The sequence below is a fragment of the Phaeovulum sp. genome (assembly GCF_030684035.1).
Taxonomy (GTDB): domain Bacteria; phylum Pseudomonadota; class Alphaproteobacteria; order Rhodobacterales; family Rhodobacteraceae; genus UBA6213.
The window spans coordinates 1-18,386 of record NZ_JAUXPI010000009.1; the positions used below are offsets into that span (position 1 = coordinate 1).

18 protein-coding genes are annotated in these 18,386 nt (G+C 65.2%); 4 read left to right on the top strand and 14 right to left on the bottom strand.

Annotation, left to right across the window (positions count from 1 at the left end; all coding sequences use genetic code 11):
• Positions 1 to 136 precede the first annotated feature (136 nt).
• The 4 genes from Q8J98_RS02340 to Q8J98_RS02355 form a co-directional block, all read right to left on the bottom strand.
• Complete coding sequence (locus Q8J98_RS02340; protein WP_305292975.1) at positions 137 to 643, bottom strand: GbsR/MarR family transcriptional regulator; 507 nt, start codon at positions 641 to 643, stop codon at positions 137 to 139.
• Positions 640 to 1,644: an aldose epimerase family protein gene (locus Q8J98_RS02345; protein ID WP_305292976.1), complete on the bottom strand. Its 1,005-nt coding sequence runs from the start codon at positions 1,642 to 1,644 to the stop codon at positions 640 to 642. The genes Q8J98_RS02340 and Q8J98_RS02345 overlap by 4 nt, the downstream gene beginning before the upstream one ends.
• Positions 1,641 to 2,471, bottom strand: coding sequence for a 2-dehydro-3-deoxygalactonokinase (locus Q8J98_RS02350; protein WP_305292977.1), 831 nt, complete (start codon positions 2,469 to 2,471; stop codon positions 1,641 to 1,643). Before Q8J98_RS02350 ends, Q8J98_RS02345 begins: the two co-directional genes overlap by 4 nt.
• A gap of 62 nt (positions 2,472 to 2,533) precedes the next feature.
• Positions 2,534 to 3,463, bottom strand: coding sequence for a zinc ABC transporter substrate-binding protein (locus tag Q8J98_RS02355; protein WP_305292978.1), 930 nt, complete (start codon positions 3,461 to 3,463; stop codon positions 2,534 to 2,536).
• Between the two features lie 84 nt (positions 3,464 to 3,547).
• On the opposite strand from Q8J98_RS02355, the gene Q8J98_RS02360 reads away from it, so the two are divergent.
• The 4 genes from Q8J98_RS02360 to Q8J98_RS02375 all read left to right on the top strand — a co-directional run bounded on the left by Q8J98_RS02360 (position 3,548) and on the right by Q8J98_RS02375 (position 6,362).
• Positions 3,548 to 4,045, top strand: coding sequence for a Fur family transcriptional regulator (locus tag Q8J98_RS02360; RefSeq protein ID WP_305292979.1), 498 nt, complete (start codon positions 3,548 to 3,550; stop codon positions 4,043 to 4,045).
• On the top strand, positions 4,036 to 4,806 hold the full coding sequence (locus Q8J98_RS02365; protein ID WP_305292980.1) for a metal ABC transporter ATP-binding protein: 771 nt from the start codon (positions 4,036 to 4,038) through the stop codon (positions 4,804 to 4,806). Before Q8J98_RS02360 ends, Q8J98_RS02365 begins: the two co-directional genes overlap by 10 nt.
• Positions 4,799 to 5,581 carry a metal ABC transporter permease gene (locus Q8J98_RS02370; protein ID WP_305185595.1) on the top strand — a complete coding sequence of 261 codons (783 nt, stop codon included), beginning with the start codon at positions 4,799 to 4,801 and terminating at the stop codon, positions 5,579 to 5,581. The genes Q8J98_RS02365 and Q8J98_RS02370 overlap by 8 nt, the downstream gene beginning before the upstream one ends.
• 145 nt (positions 5,582 to 5,726) lie before the next feature.
• Positions 5,727 to 6,362 carry a CAP domain-containing protein gene (locus Q8J98_RS02375; RefSeq protein ID WP_305185594.1) on the top strand — a complete coding sequence of 212 codons (636 nt, stop codon included), beginning with the start codon at positions 5,727 to 5,729 and terminating at the stop codon, positions 6,360 to 6,362.
• A gap of 12 nt (positions 6,363 to 6,374) precedes the next feature.
• Here the strand turns inward: Q8J98_RS02375 and Q8J98_RS02380 are convergent, their stop codons facing one another.
• From Q8J98_RS02380 to Q8J98_RS02425, 10 genes are all read right to left on the bottom strand, one after another.
• Positions 6,375 to 7,082, bottom strand: coding sequence for a YjbF family lipoprotein (locus Q8J98_RS02380; protein ID WP_305292981.1), 708 nt, complete (start codon positions 7,080 to 7,082; stop codon positions 6,375 to 6,377).
• On the bottom strand, positions 7,079 to 9,178 hold the full coding sequence (locus Q8J98_RS02385) for a YjbH domain-containing protein (RefSeq protein WP_305292982.1): 2,100 nt from the start codon (positions 9,176 to 9,178) through the stop codon (positions 7,079 to 7,081). The genes Q8J98_RS02380 and Q8J98_RS02385 overlap by 4 nt, the downstream gene beginning before the upstream one ends.
• A 110-nt stretch (positions 9,179 to 9,288) precedes the next feature.
• Positions 9,289 to 10,536 (bottom strand): FAD-binding oxidoreductase, encoded by a 1,248-nt coding sequence (locus Q8J98_RS02390; protein ID WP_305292983.1) that lies wholly within the window; start codon positions 10,534 to 10,536, stop codon positions 9,289 to 9,291.
• A 137-nt stretch (positions 10,537 to 10,673) separates the two neighbouring features.
• Positions 10,674 to 11,834, bottom strand: a complete 1,161-nt coding sequence (locus Q8J98_RS02395; protein ID WP_305292984.1) for an iron-containing alcohol dehydrogenase — start codon at positions 11,832 to 11,834, stop codon at positions 10,674 to 10,676.
• Positions 11,831 to 13,219: an aldehyde dehydrogenase family protein gene (locus Q8J98_RS02400; protein ID WP_305292985.1), complete on the bottom strand. Its 1,389-nt coding sequence runs from the start codon at positions 13,217 to 13,219 to the stop codon at positions 11,831 to 11,833. The genes Q8J98_RS02395 and Q8J98_RS02400 overlap by 4 nt, the downstream gene beginning before the upstream one ends.
• Positions 13,220 to 13,241: 22 nt before the next feature.
• A complete protein-coding gene (locus Q8J98_RS02405; protein ID WP_305292986.1) occupies positions 13,242 to 14,606 on the bottom strand; it encodes a glutamine synthetase family protein in 1,365 nt (454 codons plus the stop codon).
• An 81-nt stretch (positions 14,607 to 14,687) separates the two neighbouring features.
• On the bottom strand, positions 14,688 to 15,725 hold the full coding sequence (locus tag Q8J98_RS02410) for a TRAP transporter substrate-binding protein (RefSeq protein ID WP_305292987.1): 1,038 nt from the start codon (positions 15,723 to 15,725) through the stop codon (positions 14,688 to 14,690).
• A gap of 47 nt (positions 15,726 to 15,772) precedes the next feature.
• On the bottom strand, positions 15,773 to 17,098 hold the full coding sequence (locus Q8J98_RS02415; protein WP_305185586.1) for a TRAP transporter large permease subunit: 1,326 nt from the start codon (positions 17,096 to 17,098) through the stop codon (positions 15,773 to 15,775).
• Positions 17,098 to 17,604, bottom strand: a complete 507-nt coding sequence (locus Q8J98_RS02420; protein ID WP_305292988.1) for a TRAP transporter small permease subunit — start codon at positions 17,602 to 17,604, stop codon at positions 17,098 to 17,100. The genes Q8J98_RS02415 and Q8J98_RS02420 overlap by 1 nt, the downstream gene beginning before the upstream one ends.
• Complete coding sequence (locus Q8J98_RS02425; protein WP_305292989.1) at positions 17,605 to 18,381, bottom strand: N-formylglutamate amidohydrolase; 777 nt, start codon at positions 18,379 to 18,381, stop codon at positions 17,605 to 17,607.
• Between the last annotated feature and the right edge of the window lie 5 nt (positions 18,382 to 18,386).

Below are 18,386 nucleotides of genomic sequence, written 5' to 3' on the forward strand. Positions count from 1 at the left end.
GTGTTGCGGTTGGTCAGCAGAGCTTGAAGCTCAGCGCGGTCGGCGGGGCCAAGGAAAAGGCAGATGTCGGAGCGTCTCATCCTCCGACTATGCCACAGCATGGCACCGGCGGGAATCCTACGTCAGGTGTCGAACACTAGCCCTTTTTCTTTTTCTTCTTGATGTGACTTTCCGCCTTGTCGGTGCCGATTTGGGCGGCCAGCACCTCGGGTGGCGCATCGGCAAGTTTACTTAGCCATGCGGCGACCGCTTCCAGCATCTTCGCCAGATCGGCCGCGCCTGTATCACCGCCATTGGCTAGCTTCTGCCGTAGCCGGTCGCGCATGGGTGCGATGTCGCGGTGCAGCTGGCGCGCAAAAGACAGCCGCAACAGCGCCCAAGGATCGGTCGGAGCCGTGAAACCTTCGCGCCGGGTGCCGAGTATGCGCATCGCCAGCACCAGCCCGGCCTCGCGCAGTTCCTTCAGCGCGGTTGAAACGGCCGAGCGAGAAAGCCCGGTTATGGCCACCAGCGCATCGGCATCGGGTGCCATTTCGGCCCGCCAGATCACGCCAAAGCACTGGCCCGCCGGGCGCGACAAGCCAAGGCGGGGGGCGGCATCGACAAAGAAGGCGGCAAGGTCGGGCGGTGGGGCCTGAGTCATGGCTTCTCCTGGTCAAGGGTCAGATGGTAGCGGGTCTGCTGATGAAACCGCGCGCCCGGGTCAAGCCGCACCGACGGAAAATCCGGGTGCGCCGGGGCATCGGGCCAAAGCTGTGGTTCCAGCGCCAGCCCGCAATGGGGACCGTATTCAGCACCGCCATGCCCCTTCCATGGCGCGGATGCGAGCTTTGCGCCATCATAGACCTGGAGCCCCGGTGCCGTGGTGGCAAGTTGCAGCGAAATGCCCCGCGTGCCGCGCAAGCTTGCAACGGGGCTGAGCGCGCGTGATGCTTCGGCGAGCAGGAAGCAATGGTCAAGCGGCGGCAGCCCGGCCAGGCTGCGCGCCTGGCGCAGGTCACGCGCATCGCCGCCTAGCGGCTGGCGCATGCCCGTGGGCAGGCATGCGGCATTGGTGGGCAGATAGGCATCGGCGGCGACGCTGAGATGGTGCGCCGTGGTGGTGCCGCTGCCATCGAGGTTCCAGTAAGGGTGATGCGCAAGGTTCATCAGGGTTGGCGCATCGGTCGTGGCGGTCAGGGTCAGCGTCAGTGTTGCCGGGGCGGACAACCTGTATTCGGCGCTGATCCGGCGGTTGCCGGGAAACCCGCCGAGGCCCGCCGCCAGTCTGAGCGACAGTGTCACCCGGTCAGTTGCAAGGTCCTCGACCGTCCAGACCTGCGCCGAGGTGCCGCTGCCTCCGCCGTGCAGGGTGTTCTGGCCTTCATTTGCCTCGAACCGGAGTTCGCGCCCTGCCAGTTCTGCCCGTGCCCCGCTGATGCGGTTTGCGACCGGCCCCACGACCGCGCCGAACCACGCCATCGGGCCTTCGTAGGCGCCGATTTCATCCGAACCGAGCACCAGCGGCCAGTCTGCGCCGTCAAGCCGAAGATCGGCGAGAATTGCGCCCAGCGTCAGCACCCGTGCGCGCAGACCACCGGCGGAAAGGGTGATGACCGCGACCTCGCGCCCGTCACGCATTGTGCCAAACGGATACGGCTTCATTTTGTCACCACCCGCGCCGCAAGTGCAAATCCGGCGATCAGCGCCGCTTCGGCGTCGCCCTCGGTTACCGGCACCCCCTGCGCGGCCAGGGCGCGGGCGTAAAGCGCGGCATTTGCCCCGAGCACCCGAAGCCGCCGACCAAGCCACCAGGGCCGCGCCGCAGCAAGATCGGCAGCAATCAGAGCCGCATATAGCCGGGCTTTCGCTGCGGGGGGCGGCAGGGCGCGCGCTTCGGCCAGCATTCGAAGCATTCGTTCCGGGCGCGACATTGTATGCGGCAGGTCGGCATCGAAGGCGGCCAGGTCTATGGCATCGGCGGCGGCAGGTTGCGGGGCGAACCAGCGGCTTGCCGTCAGCGCTTCGGCCAGGGCACCCGAGAACGCCGCGGTGGCGCTTGTCACCTCGCCCGCGCTTATCTCGACCCAGTAGCTCAACGGGCCGGGCAGGCAGATCACCCCGTCAAATCCCGGATCGGCGGCAAGGCAGCCTGCCAGCCGCAGCGCGTGGGCCGCAGGCAGAACCAGCCGGGGCGCGGGTTGCACGAGGTCGGGGAGGAGGAGATTGCCAGCCACATCCGCGATCGGCCGATCAGCGGCAAGTGGCGGGCAGGGCAGCGGCCGCGTCGGCGCGCCCGGAAACCCGCAGCAAAGCACCGGGCGGACCGCTGAATTGGAAAGCTGCAATCGCGCCGACGCCAGGGCGACCTCTGGCGCGTCGCCCGGCGAAAGCGGCACGGCGCGGCGGACAGGCACCCGACCCGCAACCGCCACCCAAAGGTGCAGCGCCTCCGGTGTCAGCTCGGCTCCGATCCAGTCAACCGCCGTCATCCCCGCCTCAGGCTTGCCCCGCAGCCTTCTTTAGAAACGGCTTTGCGTCGCTGGGCAAGCGCTCAACGCGGTGCGAGGCAGTCCGAAAGCTTCGTTGCGATGTCGTTCAGCAGTGCTTCGTAGAGCCCCACGCCTGTCGGCAGGGTGCCGCCGGTGGGGTCGAGCGCCGCCCCGGCCCGCACCTCGGTGCCGTCGAGCACAAGCGAAAGCTGCCGCGGATCATGACCCACCTCGGGAAAAGCGCAGACGATGCCACCTGCCACCAGGTCGGCACGCAGTTCGGACAGATGCGCGGCACCCGGGGAGCTTGCGTCGCGCTGGTTCAGCGCGCCTGCAATGGTGAGGCCATAATGGTCGGCAAAATAGCCGTAGGCATCGTGAAAGACCACAAACGGGAGGTCAGCGAGCGGTGAAAGTCGGGCGGAAAGGTCGGCGTCGATTGCCGCGATGCGCGCAATTCCCGCCTGGGCGTTGGCGGCGAAGGTTGCAGCGTTGGCGGGATCGGCGGCGGCCAATTCGCTGGCGATGATCGCAAGCCATGCCTGCGCGTTGGCCGGGTCGAGCCAGGCGTGGGGGTCGATACCTTCGTGGTCATCGCCATCGTGTACTGCCCCGGCTGTATGATCTTCGTCGTGCGTGGAGGTCTCGCCATAGGCGCGGCGGTAGGTTTCGGGCGCGTCGAACAGCGCCACTGCCTTGCCCTTTGGTGCCGTAGCTGCAAGCGTGCGGCCGAGCCATGGCGTCAGTTCTTCACCCACCCAGAAGACCAGATCGGCGCTTTGCACGGCGGCCGCCTGCGATGGGCGCAGCTGGTAGGAATGCGCGTCGGCCCCCGGCGGCAGCAGCACCGTGGCCTGGCCGAGATCGCCGAGCACGGTTTCGGCGAGTGCCGCTATCACCGCGATATCGGTGACCACGGCGGGCGGCGCAGCGCCGGTGGCAAGCGGCAGCAGCGCGAACGAGGCGGCGAGGGGGGTGGTCAACAGGCGCATGGGGGTCTCCGGGTGCTCTTGCGGTTAACTCGTGCACCATGTATGTTATAGCATAACATCGCAAGCAAAATGTGATAGAGTAACATGACAGCGCCCGACCTTGCCTTTGAAACGCATGACCACGCGCGTTGCAGCCACAACCTTCTGGCCCGCGCCGAAGCGATTGCCGCAGCGCAGGGCGCGCGCTTTACCCCGGTGCGGCGGCGGGTGCTGGAGATATTGCTCGAGGCGCACCGCGCCATGGGTGCCTATGAGGTGCTGGAGCGTCTTGCAGCCGAGGGTTTTGGCAAACAGCCGCCGGTCGCCTATCGGGCGCTGGAGTTTCTGGTCGAGCACGGGCTTGCGCATCGGGTGCGGCGGCTCAATGCTTTTGCCGCCTGCACCCATCCGGGCGAAAGCCACGCGCCGGTGTTTCTGATCTGCCGCATCTGCGGCGCTGTGGCCGAGGCCCCTGCACCCGCGCTGCGCGCCGCACTTGACGCGGCGGCGGCCCCGCTCGGTTTTGTCGCCGAACGCTGCACCATCGAGGCGCTGGGGCTTTGCCCTGCATGCCAAGGGGCCGGTGCGGTGCCATGCAACTGATCACCGCGACAAATCTGAGCGTGCGCTACGGCGGCGTTGCGGTGCTTTCCGGGGTCGATTTCACCGTCGGCCGGGGCGAGATTGTCACCGTCGTCGGCCCCAACGGTTCGGGCAAGTCAACGCTGATCCGGGCGCTGATCGGGGCCGAGCGCGCCGCTACGGGCGAGATTACCCGCACGCCGGGGTTGCGCATCGGCTATGTGCCGCAACGGCTGCACGTCGATACGACGCTGCCGCTGACCGTTGCGCGCTTTCTCAATCTGCCGCGCCGGGTGGCTGCCACCGAGGCCGCTGAGGCGCTGGCGCGCACCGGGGTCGCAGGGTTGCAGAGGCACCAGCTTGCCGCGCTTTCGGGCGGGCAGTTCCAGCGGGTGTTGCTGACGCGCGCGCTGCTTTCGCGGCCCGACATACTGATTCTCGACGAGCCGACGCAGGGGCTGGATCAGCCCGGAATCGCCGCCTTTTACCGGATGCTGGCAGATTTGCGCACGCAAACCGGTTGCGCGGTTCTGCTGGTCAGCCACGATCTGCATGTGGTCATGGCGGCTTCGGACCGGGTGATCTGCCTCAATGGTCACGTCTGCTGCGAGGGCACCCCCAGCGTGGTTTCCGCAGCGCCGGAATATCGTGCGCTCTTTGGTCTTGGCACCGGCGGGGCGCTGGCGCTTTATCAGCACGCGCACGACCATGACCACGAACACGACCTTGGCCACGGCCATGATCACTCCCACCCGCATAGCCATGAGCACGCCGATGCTTGATGATTTCCTCATGCGCGCGGCGCTCGCCGGGCTTGGCCTGACGCTTGCAACCGGGCCGCTTGGTGCCTTTGTCGTCTGGCGCCGGATGGCCTATTTTGGCGACGCCACGGCGCATGCCGCAATTCTGGGCGTGGCGCTTTCATTCGGTTTCGGCATCTCGGTTTATGCGGGCATCATTGCGGTGGCGCTGGGCATGGCAATCACCGTGGCAAGCCTTGCCGGGCGCGGCTATGCGATGGATGCGACACTGGGCGTGCTTGCGCATTCGGCGCTCGCCTTCGGCCTTGTCGCCGCGTCGTTTCTGACTGCGGTGCGGGTCGATCTGTCGGCTTGGCTCTTTGGCGATATTCTTGCCGTGGGGCGTGTGGATCTGGCGGTGGTCTGGGCTGGCTCGGCGTTGGTGCTGGCGCTGCTGGTCTGGCGCTGGCAAGCGCTCTTGACCGCAACCGTCAACGAAGAACTGGCGGTGGCGGCAGGTCTCAACCCCCGCCGCGAAGCGCTGGTGCTGACCGTGGCGCTGGCGCTTGTGGTTGCGGTTGCCATCAAGATTGTCGGCGCGCTGCTGATCGCGGCAATGCTCATCATCCCCGCTGCCGCCGCGCGGCGTCTGGCGCGTGGCCCCGAATCCATGGCGCTGGGCGCAAGCCTGATCGGGGCGGTCTCGGTGCTTGCCGGTCTGTTCGCATCGCTGCGCCTTGATACCCCTGCCGGTCCCTCGATCGTCGCCGCCAGTGCCTGCATCTTTGCGGCAACGGCGCTGGTGCGACGGCGCTAGAACCGCGGGTTCCGCGGTCGCTGCGCCACGGCTTGGCTTGCGTGCCGAGAGGGCAGTGCCAGCTTGCCGAAACGGCCAATTTCCGCCATGAATCTGCCGCAACCACCCGGCATTTTCCGCCTGAAGGTTGCGGGCGGAGGCAGCAATGCAGATGGTTAGGGTCGGTTTGCGGGCGCTCGCGGTTTTCGCCGCTATTGCCTTGCCGCAGATTGCCGGTGCCTGTTCACTGGCTCGGGTATCGGGTGCCGATGTGGTCGTGCCGGCCTCGGGCAGGATCAACGAAGCGCTGATTGACGCGGCGATTCGGGCCGAGGTGAACTATCAGCGCTGCCGGGCGGGCCTTTCGGAGCTCGCTGCGGCACCGGGGCTGGCCGAAGCTGCCTCGACGCATGCAAAGTGGATGGCGCGGGCACAGACGATGAGCCACGAGTCGAAGGTGCCGGGGCAGTCGAGCGTGCTGGCGCGGCTGCAATCCAGCGGCATCGACTTTCGCGCCGGGTCCGAGAATATCGGCAAGATCGCCCGCTACGGCATTGACGGCATCCATTTTCGCATCCGCGATGCGGGCGCTTGCGCCTTTGCCACGCAGGATGGCACCGCGATAGGTGCGCACAGCTACCAAAGCCTCGCACGGCATATCGTGACCCTCTGGGTCAACTCGCCAAAGCACCGCACCAACATGCTGGATCCGAAGGTGCGGATGGTGGGTTCGGGCGCAGGCTACGACCCCTCGGCACCCTATTGCGGTGCCTTCTATGTGTCGCAAAACTACGCGGGATAGCGCCGCTGAACTTCAGGGCCGCAAGGTCTGCAACGTCACATAGCCAAGCTCTGGCCCGATCCATTGCCGCGAGGCGAGCACCGCGCCCTTGTCGCTGACCAGATAGGCGCTGCCCACGGCCTGGCCCTGAAAAGCGCAGATCTCGACCATCTGGATGCCACGGAATTTCAGCCCGGCAACCTCGTATTCGCTCTTGTCGCCACGGCTGACGGCGCATTCCATCGGCAGCGGACGCTCGACGTTTTCAGCATCGAGGTAGCGCTGGACCTTGGCGGCAGCACCTTCCTTGCGGGCAAGAATAAGCGCGGCAACGGCATCGGTTTCTGCACTCATCATGTCAAAGCCGAAACCGCGGGTGCCCACCAGAATGCCGCTGCGCAGGATCAGGCTCTGCTCGGAAGGCAGTGCATAGGTGCGCATCGGGCCATTTTCGCCGTAAAGCCCCATCACCGTGGTCTGTCCCTGCGCCTCCAGCGTGACCAGCATAAGCGGCCCGGCAAATGAGCCGAGCGCTGCTGCGGCGATCTGGTCGGGGGTCGGAGCATCCGAAGGCGCGGCTTCTGCCGCGCGGCCCGCAGTGGCAACGCCGATGAGGTTTTTCAGCAGCCCGCGCGCCATATTGCTGGTTTCGGTCTGCCCGGCATCAGAGCCGCAGCCCGCGACCGCAAGCAACAGCACCGCAAGCAGCGGTGCGTGCCGAAGTCGCTTTGCCGCGGTCATCTCCAGAACCTTCCCCAGCCGCTGTAAAGCGCGCCGACATGGCTTTGGCGAACCGAATCGTAAAGCCTGCCGTCAACCGCCAGCCGCGCGCCACCATCTCCGCCCGACATGCCAAAGGTGTTGGTGAAGCTGGCGATCGTCGGCTTGCCGGTAGTCCAGCCAATCGGAATCGTCAGCGACAGGCCCTTGTCGAAACGGGCGTCACCCGGGCCCGCGCCGGGCATGTCGGTGAAGGTCGCGAAAGCCCCGATGCGCCAGCCATTGGCAAACTCGCGGTTGAGCGAAACCGTGCCGCCCCAATCGCCCGCCAGATAGCGCCCGACATCAAGCCGTCCGGTGAAACCGCTGCCGATGTCGTAATAAACCGAGGCGTGGCCGGTTACGACGGTGTAATCGAGAAAGCCGAAGCGCTGCTCGTAATCGCGTTTCTGCACATAGTTCAGCTCGGCACCAAGTGCCAGACGGCTGTCAACCGGCTTCCACAGCAACTCACCCGAGACGCCGCCGAACATCCGCTCCAGAAGGCCGAAGCTCACCCTCGCGTAGAGGTTTTCGGCAGGGCGGCCGTACCAGCTGAGCGTCAGACTGGGAATCGTGAGGTCGCCATTGCGCTGATAGCTTACCAGATCCGAACGCACCGGGCTGGGCCCCGGAACGCGGCTGCTCTGGTCGAGGTTGCCGGCAACTTTCTGGCGCACCGATCCGGCAAGCACGAGGCCCGGGCTGATCTCATAGCGCATCGAGGCGGCGATGCCGACGTCGATCAGGAACGGATCGACCGGATCAAAGATCGAGGCCTCTGCATAGGGCGTGAGAGCCCATTGGAACCGCGGGAAAAGATCGTCGGTCGGGCGCAACGGACCCGAAGAAACCGCAAGCGCGTCGGTGATGGTTGCGCGGGTAAGCAGCGCCGCGGAGTTGCCGTTTTCCATCGCTTCGAGGTCAGAGCGGCGGAGTGTCACCGAAGAAGTCGGCATACCGTTCGCAACCGAGGTAAGCACCAGGTATTCGACCGAGGGCGGCAGCGCGCGGGTGAGGACCCGCGCAACATGGCCCAGCGCCTGCGCCTGGGTGGCGTAGGTCTGGTTGCGCACCCGCACCTCGGCTGTGCTGGCGCTCAGCGCCATGCTTTCAAGCAAGATGCCGTCTGCACTCAGCGCCTTGGCCACAGCAGCCTGCACTGCCGGGTGAACCTGCGCCTCGGCCGCCCATTCGCCCGACCAGCCTACCGGGTCGGCGGCGCGCGACGGCCGCGGCGCGACCGGCAGCGGCGTCTTTTCGATCCCCGAGGGGAAGGGCGGACGGCGCGGATCGATGGCGATATTGACCTGCACACCCACTTCCGAGCCGTAAAGGTAATAGGCCGAAACGCTGGCCGAACGCCCGATGCGATAATCGAGACCAAGATTGAGCGGCGACGCCCGGTCAAAACCTGCGCGCGCAACCTCTTCGGCGTAGGCGTCGGGCGAATATTCGGCCTTGAGCGTCAGCTTTTCGGTAGCTTGCCAGCTTACGCCCAGAAACGGTGCCGCATCGCCGCGGAACCAGCGGTCATAGTTGATCGGGCTGCCATCGACCACCGCCGGGCCGGGGCGCGCGCCAAAGGGCGCGCCGATCGAGTTGCTCGACCCGAGCCGACCCCAGCCAATACCCGCCGAGACCTGCAAGGTCGGGGTGATGGTCTTGGTCGCGACCACATATTCCGAGGCAAAGGCACCCGAACCGATGAAATCGCGCACACCAATCGCCACCGCCGGTCGCCAGCCCTTTTCATCGAGAAGTCGCAGATGCAGGTCGATCGAGCGGTCATAAAGCGGGTCGTCAGGCGCGAAATAGTCGTCGATCCGCGAATAGCGGAAAAGCGCGGTCAGCCGCGGTGTGATCTGGAATGCAAAGCTGTGGCGCTGGCCGCCGGCGCCGAAATAGGTCGATGCCCCGATCACACCATCGGGCAGGCTCAGCGCCGAGGGCGTGTCGATCAGGCCGGGCAAGCCAAAGCTGTTGCGGCTGCCGCCAATCAGCGGTTCTGCCGATGCCGCCTGAAGGGCGGCAAGGCTGACCGCGAGCGCGGCAACGACTGAGCGAGATCTGTTCATGCGAACCCCCCCGGATCCGGTTTCGACCCTGTATAGCCGATCTGTCAGGCAGCGCGAGTGGCAAAGCCACCCGACGGCATTTTGGGCGCGGGGGTTGCGCCTGCGCCACGCTAGCGGAATCGGCCCGGGTGGCAGGCCGAAAAATCCCGCGCGCTTTCCCGTCCGGCAAGATAATCCGCAATGATTTCCGCGGTTAGCGGTGCCAGCGTCACGCCGATATGGCCGTGGCCATAGGCGTGCAGCAGATCGTTGCCGCTGCGCGAAGGGCCGATCACCGGCAGGCTGTCTGGCATCGAGGGGCGAAAACCCATCCATTCGCGCGCGGGAACTCCGAGGTCGGGGAAAAAGGCGCGTGCCCCGGCGACCATACGGGCGATTCGATGCGGCGAGGGCGGCGCGGCAAGCCCGCCAAGCTCAACTGTGCCCGCAACCCGCAACCGCCCTTGCATCGGGCAGAGATAGAACCCGCGTGCGGTCGGGCAGCAGGGTCGGTGGAGCAGCTGCGCGGGCATGTCCCATTCGACATGATAGCCGCGCTCGGTATCAAGCGGCACCCTGTCGCCTGCCTGCAACGCCAGCGCGCGGCTATGCGCCCCCGCGGCAATCACCACGCGGCGCGCGTGCACCTGCACCCCTGGCCCGCCCAGTCGCAGGCCATCGATGCCACGCGATATCGTCGTGACCTCGCCGCGCAACAGCCCCGCGCCCTCTGCCAGTGCGGCCTGTGCCAAAAGCTGCACCATCCGCCCCGGATCGATCATGAAGCTCGCACCGGGAAAGAACGCGCCGCCACCCTCGACCGGCGGCAACCCCGGTTCCAGCGCCGCAATCGCATCGGCGCCGAGCATCTCCACCGCCACGCCGGCACTGCGGCGAAATGCGAGGTCAGCCTCGGCGGCGCGCCGCTCTCGCACGCGCTCGTAAAGGTAGATGCAGCCCTTGTGTTGAAGCAGGTCCGCACCGCCGATTTCAGCGGCAAGTGCGGCCCAGCGCGGCTGCGCATCGGTCAAGAGGCTGGCGAGCGCCAGGGCGTTGTGCCGCGCGGCGGCGGGCAGGCACTGGCGGGCAAAGCGCAGCAGCCAGGGTGCCAATGCGGGAAGCGCGGCCTTGCGGATTGTGAGCGGCGAGTTGCGGTCGAACAAGAGCCGCGGCAGCCCTGCCAGAACCGAAGGTGTGCCCACCGGTTGCACGGCGTAATCCGCGACCGTGCCGGCATTGCCGTAGGACGCGCCCATTCCGGGCGGCTCCCGATCGATCAGCACCACCTCGCGGCCCTCCAGCGCCAGCCGGTGCGCAATGGCAAGCCCGATCACCCCCGCGCCGATCACCGCAATCTCGCATTTGATCGGGCCGGTCATCACGAAGTCCTCGCTTTGGGTCGTGGCACGGTTGCTGGCCTCCGGCGGGGATATTTCATTCTGAAGCAGATGCTTCAGTCCAAATATCCCCCCGCGGGAGGCGCAGCCCGGCCCGCGCCGGGCGGGCCGGGTCGGCTTTACATGCAGGCGTCAAACAGTTTGCGTGTGTTGCGCCTGGTCATCTTGACCGGGTTGCCGCCGCAGGACGGGTCTTCCAGCGCCATCTCGGTCAACTCGTCCAGTCGGCTCGCCTCAACCCCCATTGCGGTGAGATTGGCGGGAATGCCAAGCTCCGCACGCAGGTCCATGACCTTGGCCCGGAAGCCCTTGAAGCCGCCCTTGATGCCGAGGTAGGCGGCGGCGGCCTTGATCCGGGCGTCGATGGCCTTGCGGTTGAAATCGAGCACCATCGGCATCACCACGGCGTTGGTGGTGCCGTGGTGGGTGCCGTAAACCGCGCCGACCGGGTGCGAAAGCGAGTGGATCGCGCCAAGCCCCTTCTGGAACGCCACCGCGCCCATGGCCGCCGCACTCATCATGTGGGCGCGGGCATCGAGATCATTTGGGTCGGCATAGACCTTGGGCAGGTTCTCGAACACCAGCCGCATGCCTTCAAGCGCGATGCCCTGGCTCATCGGGTGGTAGAAAGGCGAGCAATAGGCCTCAAGGCAATGCGCCAGCGCGTCCATGCCGGTGCCAGCGGTGATGAAGCGCGGCATGCCGACGGTCAGGCCCGGGTCGCAGATGGTCACGGCGGGCATCAGCTTGGGGTGAAAGATGATCTTTTTCTTGTGCGTCGCCGAATTGGTCAGCACCCCCGCGCGGCCGACCTCGGAGCCGGTGCCCGCGGTGGTGGGCACGGCGATGATCGGCGCGACCTTGTCGGCATCGGCGCGGCTGTACCAATCGCCGATATCTTCGAGATCCCAGACCGAGAGCTTCGCTGGCTGATGCGCCATCAGCGCGATCATCTTGCCAAGGTCGAGCGCCGAACCGCCGCCGAAGCAGACCACGCCATCATGCCCGCCCGCCTTGTAGACCGCGATGCCGTCGGCCATGTTCTTCTCGTTGGGGTTGGGATCAACCTCCGAGAATACCGCGCGGCCAAGCCCTGCCGCTTCCAGCACGTCGAGCGCGCCCTTGGTGATCGGCAGGCTCGCCAGCGCCTTGTCGGTCACCAAGAGCGGGCGCTTGAGGCCCACCGCCTTGCAGTGCTCGGCCAGCTCGGCAATGCGACCGACGCCGAACTTGATCGCGGTGGGGTAGGACCAGTTCCGGTTGGGAACATTGTGGCTCATTTCGTCACCTTCTTGAGATGATAGGATTTCGGCCGCGTGACCGAATAAAAACCAAGGACCGACAGGCTGCCACCGCGCCCGGTATCCTTGCAGCCGGTCCAGCAGAGCGCGGGGTCGAGGTAGTCGCAGCGGTTCATGTAGACGGTGCCGGTCTCGATGCGCGCACCAATGGCGGCGGCGCGTTCGGGATCGCGGGTCCAGAGCGAGGCGGTCAGGCCGTAGGGGCTGTCGTTCATCACCGCGATCGCTTCATCGTCGTTCTTGACCGGCATGATGCCGACCACCGGGCCAAAGCTTTCCTCGCGCATTACCCGCATTTCGTGGTTCACGTTCACCAGAATCTGCGGCGCAAGGAAAGCGCCGCCATCATCCTCGGGAAATAGCGCGGGGTCGATCAGCGGCGTTGCGCCCTCGGCGATCGCCTCACTGATCTGTTCGCGCACCACATGCGCGAAGCGCTTGTTGGCCATCGGGCCGATGGTCGATGTGGGCTCGAACGGGTTGCCGAGTTTCAGCGCCTTGACCCAGGCCACGGCCTTTTCGACGAAGGCATCGTAGAGGCTTTCGTGCACATAGATGCGCTCGATGCCGCAGCAGCACTGGCCCGCGTTATACATCGCGCCGTCCATCAGGCTGTCAACCGCCGCATCAAGGTCGGCGTCATCCATGACATAACCGGGGTCCTTGCCGCCAAGCTCCAGCCCGAGCCCGGTGAATGTGCCCGCCGCAGCGCGTTCCATCGCGGCTCCGCCCGCAACCGAGCCGGTGAAGTTGATGAAGTTGAAGGCGCGCGCGCCGATCAGCGCCTCGGTGGTGGCATGATCGAGCACGACATTCTGGAAAATGTCGGCGGGCACTCCGCCGGCGTGGAAGGCCTCGGCCAGACGTTCACCGACCAGCAGGGTCTGGCTGGCGTGTTTCAAGACCACGGCGTTTCCGGCGATCAGCGCCGGGACGATGGTGTTGATCGAGGTGAGGTAAGGGTAGTTCCATGGCGCGAGCACGAACACCACTCCCACAGGCTCGCGGCAGATGCGCCGTTCGAACCGGTCGGAGTTTTCCACCACCATCGGTGCCAGCGCGCCTTCGGCGATCTCGGCCATATAGGCGGTGCGGTCGTTGACGCCGCCAAATTCGCCGCCGTAGCGGGTCGGGCGGCCCATTTGCCAGGCCAGTTCCTCGACCACGCGCGGTTTCATTTCGTTGAGCTTGGCCACCCCGGCGGTCACCGCGGCGATGCGCTCGGCGAGCGGCCGTGCCGCCCATGCCGGTTGCGCGGCACGCGCGCGCGCGGCCATTGCCTCGGCCTCGGCCAAACTCAGGCAGGGCCGTTCTGCATAGACCCGCCCATCGACGGGCGAGATGCACTGGATCGTTTTCGTCATCGTTTTCGTCCTCTTGCGCCGCTCAGGCGCGTTCAAATCCGCGTGCCACTTCCCAGTCGGTCACGACACGGTTCTGTTCCTCAAGCTCCCAGAGCGCGGCGCGGTGATAATGTGTCACCACCTCGTCGCCAAACGCCGCGCGCAGCCAGGCGGAGGTGCCCATTGCCGAGGCCGCCGCCCCCAGTGTTCTGGGGATCTCGCGCACTTCGCCGGCCTGGTAGATGTCACCCGAAATGGCGGGCTCCAGCACCATCTTCTTTTCGACCCCGTCCAGCCCTGCCGCGAGCAGCGCCGCGCAGGCAAGGTAGGGGTTCAGGTCGGCGCCACCAATGCGGCATTCGACCCGGATCGCCTTGCTGCCCTCGCCGCAGACGCGGAACCCGGCGGTGCGGTTGTCGAGGCTCCAGACCGCCTTGGTGGGCGCGAACATACCCACCACGAAGCGCTTGTAGCTGTTGACGGCGGGCGCGAGGAAAGCGGTGATTTCGGCGGCATGGGCAAGCTGGCCCGCGATGTAGTGGCGCATCAGGTCCGACATTCCCGCCGGGTCTTTTTCGTCGCGGAACGCGGGCTTGCCGCCTACCCAGAGCGACTGGTGCACATGGCTCGACGACCCTGCGCGGCGGTGATCGTATTTGGCCATGAAGGTGACGCTCGCGCCGTATTGCAGGGCGATTTCCTTGATGCCGGTCTTGATGATCGCGTGCATGTCGGCGGTATCGAGCGCGTCGGAATACCTGGCGTTCACCTCGTGCTGACCCGCCTCGGCCTCGCCTTTGGAGTTTTCGATCGGAATGCCCGCATCCCAGAGCCCGTTGCGGATGGCGCGCATCATCGGCTCGTCGCGCGCGGTGCCGAAGATCGAATAGTCGACGTTGTAGCGCGCCGTCGGGATCATGTTGCGGTAGCCCGCGTCGAACAGTTCCGAAAAACTTTGCTCGAAAATGTAGAATTCAAGCTCGGTCGCCATCATCGCGTCGAACCCGAGCGCCTTGGCGCGCTCGATCTGGCGCTTGAGCACGGTGCGCGGTGCGTGCGGCACAAGCTGGTGGGTGTGGTGGTCAAGCACGTCGCACATCACCATCGCGGTTCCCGGCAGCCAGGGCAGGCGGCGCAGGGTGGCAAGGTCGGGCTTCATCACATAGTCGCCATAGCCCTTGTTCCAGCCGGTGGCGGCATAGCCTTGCACGGTCACCATTTCGACATCGGTGGCCAGAAGGTAGTTGCAGCAATGCGTTTCTTCCCAGGCACTTTCCACAAAATGCCGCGCCACAAAGCGCTTGCCCTGCAAGCGGCCCTGCATATCGGCAAAGCAGGCGACCACGGTATCTATCTCGCCCGCGGCGACGGCTTTTTTCAGGGCGTCAAAGGTCAGATTGGCGGGCATCTGGGCGGGCTCCTAATGGGGGTGCGACTCGGGCGGTGTCAGAGTGACGCGCGGAGGTTGCCCCCCGCGCGCCGGTTCTTGTCAGGCGTAGCGGTAGGGTTTGCCAGCGTTGTGCATGGTTTCGTTGTATTTCTTGATGATTTCGACAACTTTCGCCTTGACCGGGCTTTCGGTTGCAACCTCATCCCAGAACTTGGCTGCCTCTGCCTCAACCGCGGCCCATTCGGTGTCGGGAATGGTCGTCAGCTGGGTATCGGCACCTTCGACGCGAAGCTTTGCCTCGCCATTCCAGTACCAGTGCTGGCGGTAGTAGTGCGATTGCTCGAAACAGACGCGCATCAGCTCCTGCAAGTGCGGCGGCAAGGCGTTCCAGCGATCCATGTTGGCAAAGAAATGCCCGATCCAGGCACCCGAGATGTTGTTGGTCAGGAAGTAGGGCGCCGATTTCGCCCAGCTTGCGGTATAGACCTCGGTGATCCCGGACCATGCGACGCCGTCAAGCTCACCCGTCTGCAACGCCACGCCGATGTCTTCCCACGGCAGCGTCACCGGCACCACGCCAAAGCGCGCCAGGAAACGGCCCGCGGTGGGGAAGGTGAAGACGCGCTTGCCGTTCAGATCGGCAAGGCTGTTGATCGGTGATTTCATCGAGAAGTGGCAGGGATCCCATGAGCCGGCCGAGATGTGTTTGACCCCGACCTTGGCATATTCCTCGCCCCAGATCTCGTTCAGCCCGTAGTGGTTGAAGAGCGCCGGAACATCGAGCGAATAGCGCAGCGCCAGCGGGAAGTAGCCGCCGAACACCGTTACCTCGGTGGGGCTTGCCATCGAATCGTCATCCGATTGCACGGCGTCGATGGTGCCCTTCTGCACGGCGCGGAACAGCTCGGACGTGGGCACCAACTGATCGGCGTAGTAAAGCTCGATCTCCATCTGGCCCTGGGCGATGGTATTGAATGCGTCGATCGCGGGCTTGATCACCTCGGCACCCAGTGCGCCTCCGGCATAGGTCTGCAAGCGCCATTTGATCATGGTTTGCGCAAGAGCAGGCGCGCCAAGCGAAGCGGCACCGGCCGCGACTGCGCCGCTGGTCAGGAATTTCCGTCTGGTTGTGGTCATGGTGGTTTCTCCTAGTTGGGTGGGAAAGTCCCCATTCGGGGTTATTGTCAGATACCTAGAACCGTGTGTGGCAGCCACAGCGCCACCTGCGGAAACAGCATTACGACGATCAGCGTCAACAGCATCAGCCCCACGAAGGGGAAAACCGAACGGTAGATCACCGGCAGGGTGTATTCGGATGGTGCCATGGCGCGCATCAGAAACAGGTTATAGCCGAAGGGCGGCGTCAGATAGGCGATCTGGCAGGTGATGGTATAGAGAATGCCATACCACACCAGATCGAACCCCAACGCGCGCGCCAGCCCCACATAAAGCGGTGCGACGATCACCAGCATCGCGGTATCGTCCAGAAACATGCCCATGATCAGGAACGACGCCTGCATCAGGATCAGCACCTGCCAGCGGTTGAGCCCCAGATCGCGCAGGAAGAAGTTCTCGATCGCCCGCCCGGCACCCAGCCCGTCGAACACCGCACCAAAGGCAAGCGCGGCCATGATGATCAGCATGAACATGACGGTGATGGCGAGCGTGTTGCGGGTCGATTTCTCGAAGACTTCCCAGGTGAAGCGCCGCTTCAGCACCGCCGCCGCAACCGAAGTGACGGCACCGATCACGCTCGCCTCGGTCAGGCTCGCCCAGCCCTTGATGAAGGGCACCATCATTGCCGCGAAAATCAGCACCGGCAGCAGACCCGCGCGCAGCAAGGCAAAGCGCTCGCCCCAACTGATCAAGGCGCGTTCTTCGGCGCTTATGCGTGGCGCAAGCGACGGGTTCAGCCAGGCGCGGACCATCACATAGGTCATGAACATAGCCGCCATCAGCAGTCCCGGCATGATACCAGCAAGCCAGAGCTGGTTCACCGGCGCGCGCGCGATCAGCGAGAACAGCACCATCACCACCGAAGGCGGTATCAGGATGCCGAGGCTCGATCCGGCCTGAATGACCCCCGAGATCAGTTGCTTGTCGTAGCCGCGCTTGGCAAGTTCGGGCAGCGCGATGGTGGCACCGATCGCCATGCCCGCAACGCTAAGCCCGTTCATCACCGAAATCATCACCATGAGCAGTATGGTGCCAATAGCCAGCCCGCCCGGCAAGGGCCCGAACCAGACGTGGAACATCCGGTAAAGATCATCGGCCAGACGGCTTTCGCTCATCACATAGCCCATGAATACGAACATCGGCAAGGTCAGCAGCGGATACCATTTCATCAGCTTCATGATCGCGCCAAAGCCCATGTCGCTGCCACCGGTGCCCCAGAGCGAAATTGCCGCCACCACGGCGACAAAACCGACCGCGCCAAACACCCGCTGCCCGGTGATCATCATCAGCAGCATGGTTGAAATCATCAGGATCGCGATCCACTCGTAGCTCATCAGAGTTCCTCTCCGCGCAGTATCGCGATATCGCGGAACAGATGTGCCACGGCTTGCATCAGCATCAGCACGAAGCTCGTGCAGATGATTGTCTTGATTGGCCAGAGCACCGGGCGCCAGGCTGTCGGATTACGTTCTCCGGTTTCGAACGAGTAGATCGTGCTCTCGACCGCGCCATAAAGCATGACGCCGAGATAGAAGATCAGCGCGAAAATGGTGACCACATCCCACATTGCCTGGGTGCGCGGACGCAGCCTTGCATAGAGCAGGTCCATGCGCACGTTGGTTCCGAGCTGGAAGGTATACGGCGCGCCGAGAAGGTAGTAGGCGACCAGCGTGAACTGCGCCATTTCCAGTGTCCAGAGCGAGGGAACACGGGCGATCTTGGTGATCGAGGACCAGAGCAAAATGCCCATGATGACGAACAGAAGATACATGGCCGTGCGCCCGACCCGGTGGTTGAGGGCCTCGACCCAACGCACATAGGCCTTCACCCAGCGAGGCATTCAGACCCCACTTTCCGCGGCGGCGAGGGCCGCGCGCAAGCTTGGGGCAAGGCGGTCTGCAACGCTTCGTTGCGCCTCGGCATCTGCGATCAGGTCGCTGCGCAACTCCAGCATGACACTGGGCAGGCCCATGGGTGTTGCATGCAGCGCGAGCGTGTGGGTCACTTCGTCCGCCGCCGAATAGGGCTCGTTCAGGCGCGCATATAGCCCGGTCGGCGCGGCCGCGAGAACCGCGCGGGCCAGCCTCGGATCGGCGTCATGGATGATGCCGAACTCGACCGCGCGCGGGCGGCCGAGCCAGACCGGGGTGAAGGAATGCACCGTCACCAGCACCGGCAGCGGCCCGGCCACCGCACGGCGCGCCAAAAGCGCCCTCAGCGCGGCGTGAAAAGGCAGATAGACCGCTTCGGTGCGCGCCCGCCGCTCATTGGCGGCAAGCCCGATATTGCCGGGAATGCTGTGCACCTCGCTTTGCTCGGCCATTGCGCCGCGCGATTGTGGCGGGCGGTTGAGGTCGTAGATCAGCCGCGACACCCCGGCATGCACGAGCGGTGCATCAAGCAGTTGCGCCAGTGCGCGCGCCAGCCCCAGCGCGCCGGGGTCCCAGGCGATATGCGCACCCATCTGTGCAGGCGTCAGGCCAAGCTCGCCCCAGGGCGCGGGAAAGGCGTTCGAGGCGTGCTCGCAGCAGATCACGAAACGGCCCGATGCCTCGGGGTTTTCCACCGTTACCACGGCTGGCGCTTCCTGCACCTGTTCCAGCGGCTGAACCGTCATGTTTC